This is a genomic window from Candidatus Binatia bacterium (assembly GCA_023150935.1).
Lineage (GTDB): Bacteria > Desulfobacterota > Binatia > HRBIN30 > HRBIN30 > JAKLJW01.
This window is the reverse complement of the sequence record JAKLJW010000053.1, coordinates 20,775-28,405: the sequence shown is the minus strand read 5'-3', so window position 1 is coordinate 28,405 and position 7,631 is coordinate 20,775. Positions and strand designations below refer to the sequence as shown.

General features: G+C 66.0%; 5 protein-coding genes. 1 reads left to right on the top strand and 4 read right to left on the bottom strand.

The features are described 5' to 3' along the window. Nucleotides 1–219 precede the first annotated feature (219 nt). The 3 genes from L6Q96_20895 to L6Q96_20885 all read right to left on the bottom strand — a co-directional run bounded on the left by L6Q96_20895 (nucleotide 220) and on the right by L6Q96_20885 (nucleotide 4,248). On the bottom strand, nucleotides 220–1,689 hold the full coding sequence (locus L6Q96_20895; protein ID MCK6557008.1) for a DUF1501 domain-containing protein: 1,470 nt from the start codon (nucleotides 1,687–1,689) through the stop codon (nucleotides 220–222). A gap of 19 nt (nucleotides 1,690–1,708) precedes the next feature. Further along, the gene (locus L6Q96_20890) at nucleotides 1,709–3,175 is read right to left on the bottom strand and encodes a DUF1800 domain-containing protein (GenBank protein MCK6557007.1); all 1,467 of its coding nucleotides are present in this window, start codon (nucleotides 3,173–3,175) and stop codon (nucleotides 1,709–1,711) included. 77 nt (nucleotides 3,176–3,252) lie between these two features. Further along, complete coding sequence (locus L6Q96_20885; GenBank protein MCK6557006.1) at nucleotides 3,253–4,248, bottom strand: hypothetical protein; 996 nt, start codon at nucleotides 4,246–4,248, stop codon at nucleotides 3,253–3,255. Nucleotides 4,249–4,441: 193 nt separating this feature from the next. Between L6Q96_20885 and L6Q96_20880 the strand changes: the two genes are divergently transcribed. Then, nucleotides 4,442–4,975 (top strand): CBS domain-containing protein, encoded by a 534-nt coding sequence (locus L6Q96_20880; GenBank protein MCK6557005.1) that lies wholly within the window; start codon nucleotides 4,442–4,444, stop codon nucleotides 4,973–4,975. A gap of 3 nt (nucleotides 4,976–4,978) precedes the next feature. On the opposite strand, the gene L6Q96_20875 is transcribed toward L6Q96_20880, so the two are convergent. Next, on the bottom strand, nucleotides 4,979–7,576 hold the full coding sequence (locus tag L6Q96_20875; GenBank protein MCK6557004.1) for a hypothetical protein: 2,598 nt from the start codon (nucleotides 7,574–7,576) through the stop codon (nucleotides 4,979–4,981). Between the last annotated feature and the right edge of the window lie 55 nt (nucleotides 7,577–7,631).

The following is a 7,631-nucleotide window of genomic DNA, read 5'->3' as shown; positions in this document are numbered from 1 at the left end:
GGAGCCCAGGGGAAGGGCTCCTACTCGGGGCGAACGGGCTGGTTGTTCGCTTTGGGTTGCGGGCGAAGCCCGCGCTAAGCCCGTCGAAGGGTGAGCGGCTGCGGATACGTTGCCACACCTATGCCGACGAGTACTTAGTCCGCGATCTCGACCCGTCCGACGGGTCCGCGTTCCACGTTTCGGGTCTCGTCTTCGCCCCGTCTTCCCCGCAACGACCGACTACGGCAGGAAGCCGAGGTCAAAGTTTGCCGTCTGCCAGTAATCCATCGGATCGTATGACGGGCCGGTGGGGTCCAGCGGCAGCACCGCCGGAATATTAGCCGCCGGCATCATCAACCAGTGCTTGAGCAGAGTGCCGAAGACGTCGCGGTTATCGGTAGAACGGAAGGGCGTGGAGACAGGCCCCTGCAGGTACGGGCTGTTGCCGTCGTTGTTCTCGACCACGCTTGGGGTAATGTCGGGATGCTTCCCGTACACACCGCCGACCACCGTGCCTCCAATGAGCAACGCGGGCCCCTGGCTGCCATGGTCCGTGCCGTTGGCGTTCTGCGGTATCCGCCGGCTGAACTCGGTCCAGACGAAGATACACACCTTGTTGGCGACGCCCATGTCTTCGAGGTCTTCGTAGAACACCTCGATGGCATCGCTGACCTCCCGGTGGAGGCGATAGTGCTGGCCTGTAGTCTCGGCCCCGCCCTGATCGGAGTGGGTATCGAACCCGCCCTTGCGGACCTCGAAGAAGCGGGTGTTCAGGGTCGGAAAGAGGCCGGACTTCATGCCGTAAATCACTTTGGCCACCTCCCGCAGATTGCGCGAAGTCGATGTCCCGGTCCCGTTCGGCCCACCCGTGTTGTAGGTAGCCGACCAGCTCGAACGATCTGTCGCATACTGCGTGTGGAGCTGGGGGAACAATTGCGTGGCATCGAAGGTGGCGCGGCCGACGTCGCCGGTGTACTTGAGGAGCGCCTGCGCCGATCCTGCCGCCTCGGTATAGAGAGCGTCGAACGCGTTCTCGTGCGCGGCCCAATCGCCCGGGTACCAGTCGTCGTAAGGAAATCCGAAGGATTCCAGGCGCGAGGTGGCGAGGATGCTCGTGGCGTTCTGCGCGAAGTCTCCGGGTATGCTGCCCCGCACGCAAAACGCGGGGATGTCGGTACCGACGTAGTTGGCCGCCAGGTAGCGCCCCAGCCAGCCGGTGCCGAAGCCGTTAATCCCGAGCGGGTCCGCGGTTTCCCACTTCCCTCTGGACTCGTCATGGGACAGATTAGGCTTCGGGTAACCGACGCCCTGGACCACGGCGACGTGGCCCTCCTGATAAAGCCGGTGCAGACCGCCGGTCGTTGCGTTCCGAAAGGCCGGATGAAGCGCGAGCTGCGCCCCGGTCCCCGGGTCGGTGCCGATCCACGTACTGGCAAGATCGGTGGTGAGCAGCCGAATACCCCCGCTGCCATTACTCTCGCGGGCCGCCTCGTAGTCCTGGCGCAACGTACCGCTGCCGTCACTCACCGGGACCACCGTGTTGAGGCCGTCGTTGCCGCCGTCGAGGAAGAGGACGACGAAGTATCGGTCGCCGATCGTATCGGCGAGAGCCTTGCGCAGAAACGGATTCCCGAGCACGCCCGGGCCGATAAAGCTGCCGGCCGTAACGAGGCCGGCGCGCTTGAGGAAGTCGCGTCGCGTCATTGCCATAACGGGGCTCCTTCGTGGCTCAGTGCAGTTGGTAGTACGGCGACTGCAGGACCAGCGTGAACAGCCCGTGGATCTTCTCGTTGCGGGTGTCCCAGCCATTCGGTGCGTCGTCCGTCCACTGGATCGGACCGGGCCCAAGGTAGTCGATCAATGCCTGACGAGCCGCCGTGGACAGGTCGTCCTTGACGCCGAGAAGCTCGGTAACCGCATCGACGATCTGAGCGGGATCGGTCAGGGACCGGTCGATCAGCTTCAGCGGCCGCAGCGCGGCTGAACCGCTCTCGCGGGCCATGCCGATATCGCGGGCGAAGACAAACCTCGCCAGCATCGCCTGGCTGCTGGCCCAGGCCTCTTCCCAGTCCCACCCGAAAACACTGGGCGGTTCGAGCAGCACCTGTCCCATGTCGCTCAGGTGGTCGCGCACGTTGTCGTACTCGCCGCCGGCCAGGTACTGGTACTTGCTCTTGAGCTTCATCTTGAGCTGGCGAAGCGTGCCGACGACGTAATCGACGGGCCACTTGAACGACTTCTTGGTGCCCAGCCCCGGCGTGGCGGCCGAGAGATAGAAGTCGTCGTGCACGAAGATGGCCCTCAGCAGCGGCTGGATCTCGAAGTTCGTGTCGAAGTCGGAGTCCGCGATGACCGCATCCACGAAGGCGGTGCTCGGGCTCGGATGAGCGAAGTACTCGATCAGTTTCCGAGCGATGTGACGAGCGACCGTGTTCTGATTGCTGCTGTCGCGGTGTTCGAAGATGATGTCGATCACCGTGTCGATCTCGGCCTCCCCTTCGCCATTGGCGTCGAAGGCGCTGCCCCCGGCGCCGAACTGACCGAACGTGGTGTAAATGACCTTTGGCCCGCGGGCGGGGTAGTCGGCCTCGTAGTCATGCCGCGAAGAGCGAAACCACGGTTCCAGGCTGTTTCGGTCGTAGTCCCAACCGCTGAACGCTCGCGCGATCTGCACGATGTCTTCCTGGGCATAGTTGGGGTTGCCGTTGAGATCGAGTACGCCCAGGGTAAAAAGCTCCTGCAATTCGCGGGCGTAGTTCTCGTTCGGTTGCTCCTTGCGGTTGCGCACGGTGTCGAGGAACTGCATCATCGCCGGATCGAGGTTGACGGACCGCACCAGCGTCTTGAAGTTCCCCTTGCAGTTCCTGCGAAACAGGCGGTTCTGGTTGCGCATCAGAAGCGGGTCGGCCACCGTCTGATCGCTGGTGGCGAAATGATCGTGCCAGAAAAGCACCAGCTTCTCCTGCAGGGGGTGCCTGACCCGCACCATGTACTTGATCCAGTTGTTGTGTACGTCCTCGATGTCGCGGCCCCCGGGACGAAACCGGGTCGGTTCGAAATCGAGGATCTCGTCGACCGCGGCACCGCGGGTGACGTTCTCGAGGTCCGCTACCCGCTTCGGATCGGCGCCGAAACCGGTGCGACGCAAGAGATGCCTGGCGGTGGAGATGGTCAACGGGGTGTTCTGGTCACCCATCGCAAAACTCCTCCCTTCCCTGCCCCCGTTGTCGCCGACGAGGCGCCGCCTCCGCGCCCGCGCCGGCTCCTTACTGCCTAGTACGTCCCCGGAACCCACCCCGTCGCCGGCGCGCCGGCGCCTATCCACGCCTCGATAAGGTCCCGGAGCGTGCCGTTGAGCCTCGGGCGGCCGAGCGGCATGCGCTCGCCGTAGCCGGCGTCCGGCAGATCGCCCATGATCTTCCGATAGAGAAAGCTCGTCTCCGGGCTGCCGGCGGTCGGGCTGCTTTGATCTATACGTTTCCAGCCGGCGCCCAGCGCCGCGGCGTTGACCGGATCGACCTCGATCAGATTGCCCGGGGTCGCTCCGACTTCGAGGATCAAGCCTCCCGCCTGCGCATTCGAATCGTGGCAACTGCTTACCGCGCAGCTCTGGTTGAAGATCTGCTTCTGCACGCGGTCGAACGTGCCCGCAAACAGCGTCTGCGGATCGCACCCGTTCGCCGGCGCCGGATAACAGGTGACTCGGAGCGTGTCCCGGTCGATATATCGCCGGCCCTGAATGAGGTCCGATTCCGTTTCGAGCTTCAACTTCTTCGTGCGGTGACTGCAGCGGTTGTTGCCGATCGGACCCTTGATCGGGACCCGGATGGACGTCGTAAGCGTGCACACGTCCGCCGTACTCGACGGCAGATTGAGTTCGTTATCGATCCGGTTCTGCACCGCCTGGAAATCGGGGTCGAACCTGGGATCGCCGTTGTCGAGCGCATGGTCGACCGTGACGCTGTCGACTCCGGCCAGCGTACATCCACCCACTGCCGTGCTGTTAACACACACCACCACCGCTACCGTGCACACGCCATCGACCAGGTTGTCGGAATCGCAGGTCGGATCGCCGTCGACGCACCTGACCTGCTTCGGCCCGTCAGCCGGGTAGTTCGCCGGCGCATCGAAAACGGCAAGGCAATCGGTTGCAAGGCTGCCGCCCCCTCCCACCACAACGGCCCCCGCCCCACGACCCAGCAGGGCGATCAGCGCTATCGCGGCAGTTGCACCGACCGCGCAGCGCCGCGGCGATACGCGTACAGCCATATTTCGGAGGAGCGCACGCATATGCTTAGCCCGACCCATAAACCCGGCGCGTGCGTATAGTCAATTATAAATCTCGCTGCGGAAGAACATCTCCGTTCGGGTGCCCCGGCGGCGGGTTCGTTGACACGCTCGTCCGGACACGTCATGAACGAAGAAGGAGAGCGCTGCTCTTGCCGCGGATCGGAGGTCAGCCATGCACGACGATATCGTCCTCGAAGAAGAAAGCATTGCCGATGAACGCGCCGCCGAGGCCATTCGTCTGGGGACCGCGCTGTTGAGGGAACCGATTCGCGCCCTGGCAACCCTTAAGCCCGCAATCGCCGTACCGCCGACCGTCAGTGTGCGCGATGCCATCACCCACATGAAGAAGGCGGGTGTTGGCTGCGTCCTGATCGAAGAAGGCGACCGCCTGATCGGGATCTTCACGGAACGGGACGTCCTCACGAAAGTGGCCGGCACCACAGTCGACGTCGACCGCACCGAGGTTCGCGAACTGATGACGCCGGACCCGGAATGCCTGCGCCAGGACGACCGGGCCGCCTACGCGCTGAACCGGATGACCGTCGGCGGCTTTCGGCACATTCCGCTGGTCGACAAGAGCGGTCGGCCGGTGGGTGTGGTGTCGATGCGCAACGTGGTCGAGTACTTCGTCGACGTGTTCGGTCAGGAGGTGCTCAACCTGCCTCCGCAGCCCGATTCCAAGTATCGCGACCGCGAAGGAGCGTGAGAACTACTTCGACGCGACGGTGTCGGCGACTGCCCCGGTCGACACCGTGACCCGGACGACCGACCGCGTCGCCGGCAGATGCCAGGGCGCATCGGCCCCGCTCGGCGTAACCACAACCAGCAGCGTGTCGTCGTCGGTCCAGGTCAGATCGCCGGCGTCGCGACCCGGCAACTCGATATTGTGGGCGCGGCGCCCTTCCACGTCGAGCACGAAGAGCTGCCGCCGGTTGGTGGGGTAGTCGAGCGCCGGCGCAGCCGAGAACGCGACCCGACCCCCGTTCGGCGAAACCGCAAGTGTGTCGATAGCCGCGGCCCCGTGCACGAGCACCCGCGCCGGCCCCCCATTCGCGGGCACGTCGAGTAGATGCCAGTCCCAGCTCCCGCCGATCACGACGTAGAGCCGGGTGCTGTCCGGCGCCCAGCGGTACAGAACCCGATCCCGGTCCGCCGTCAGCAGCGCGCGCGACCCTGGTCCCGACGGCGCGAAAAGCCGCAGCTCGACGGTGTTGCCGCGCGCCGCGGTGTACGCGACGGTGCGCCCGTCGGGGGCGGGGCGTGGCGAACTCAGGGTCCAGCCCGGCTCGTCGAGCGCGGTGCTCCAGCGGCCATGGCGAGCCTGAATCAGTCGCGAGCCCGAGGCGGCATAGATGGTACCGTCGGGGGCAGGCGCGGGGGTGAGCGCGAACCCGAGACGCGTGCGGGTGTCCTTGTCGGCCAGCAGGACAACGGCCGGCAGCGCGTGCGGCGCTTCCGAGGCGCTGACCAGGACGGTGGAACCGTCGGGCATCCACATCGGCTCTTGCGCGAAGCCGCGATCGAAATTCCAGGTGACGTTCGCCCCGCCCGCAACCACACGTTCCACGCTCCCGCGGGCCCATGGAAAACGCTCGCCACGCGTGACCGCACGTGCGCCATCCGCGGCGGCGACGAAGACCGGGGCGTCGCGGCGCGGGTAGCGGTTGTTCTCGCGCCACATATCGGCCCACGTCAGCAACGGATCGAGGATCAGCGTGTCCCCGGGGGCCAGCGGAACCGTATCGCCCAGGCCGGCGGTCAGGCGTTCCGGCGGACCGGCAGCCGGTAGCCGCCAGAGAGCGAACGGTCCGGGGAGCGCCGCCGCTCCGACGTTCTGCACCGTCGCCTCGCGCACCGTGGTGCCGTCGAGCGCGAGATCGGCGAGCGCCGGGGAACGAACCCACTGGGCGAAGTACGAATCGAGTGACTGCCCGCTCGCCGTTTCCAGAGTCTGCTGCAGGTCGCGGTCGGACACCTGCCGGTACCGATACTGGTCGAGAAACGTCCGCAGACCGCCGAAGTAAGCCTCGTCCCCGAGGATCGTGCGCAGCATCATCGCCACGTACGCGCCCTTGCGATAGATGGTGTCGCGGCTGCGGGCTTCGTCGACGACGTTATCGATGACCGACATCTCGGAGAGCACGCCCTGGCGCTCGGGATCGAAGAACTCGCCGCTTAACCGGCGCGCCAGCGCTTCCGGCCCGTAGACGGCCTCGGCCGCAACGAGACTGCCAAGACCGGCAAACCCTTCGACGATCCACTCGCCGCCGGTGCCCGGAACGAGCCACCGTTCGGCCACCGTGCTGCCCCACCAGTTGTGGGCGAGTTCGTGGGCGATCACGGCAAAACCGTAGTCTCCGGCGCGAAAGTAGCGCATCGCCAGGCCCATAACTCCCGAGCCGTCGTTGAAGCCGCGGCGCAGATCGCGGCTGACGAAAAGCGTTGCGGTCCCAAAACCGCTCGGACCAAAGCGCTCGGTCAAGACGCCGTGCGCGGACCGCATCAGGCCGCGAATGCGCGCCGGATCGAGATCGATACCTTCCTCGAGAGCCACCCGCAAACCGAAATCCGCGCCTTCCTCGCCGCTGACCGTGTAGCGACCGGCAACCAGGGCCAGGCCCGCAACCGGCCGCGGCAGCGTCCAGCGCACCACCCGCTCGTGGCCGCGCCGGTGGGCCGCGACTTCCGCACCGTTATGCACCACGGTGAAGGTTGCCGGGACGGTTACGGTGGTATCGGCAACGAAGAACCCTTGCAGATCGGCCGGATACCAGAACGCACCGGGATCGAGCAGCACCCCGGCGGCACCGATCGGCGCGCTACTGCCGCCGAACTCCAGTGCCGACGCCGGCCGGCCAGCGTACGTCAAACGGAAATCCACCAGCGTATCCCTCGGCAGCGGCACGCCGACGTCGACCACGGTGATCAGCCAGAGGCGATAGGCGGCGATCCGGGCCCCCGGAGGCAACCCCGATGCGGTCACCGATTCGATGCCGAGACCCTCGTTGAGGAGGAAGTAGAACCGCCTTCGGCCGTCCTCGCGAACGCGCACGGCGAGCCCCGCCGTCCCCGAGAGCGTGCCGGCGCCGGGAACGACGCGGACGTCGAGTTCCATCCGCTCCGTGTGCTGCCCGGCAGCGAGCGTGCCGATCAGGGCGGCGGCGCGCCGCAGCAGACCGAGGTTCTGACCGGTGGCGGTCATGTAAACCGCGAAGGCCCCGGCGACGGTGGCAACGAGCAATGCAACCGCACACAGGCGGAGCAGCCATTCGGCGATTCGAGAGAGGAGTGCGAGTCTGGCGTGCATTGGGCGGCGGGGACGATACGAATGGGTGGCCGCCCTGTCAAACCGGGTCGCCGTG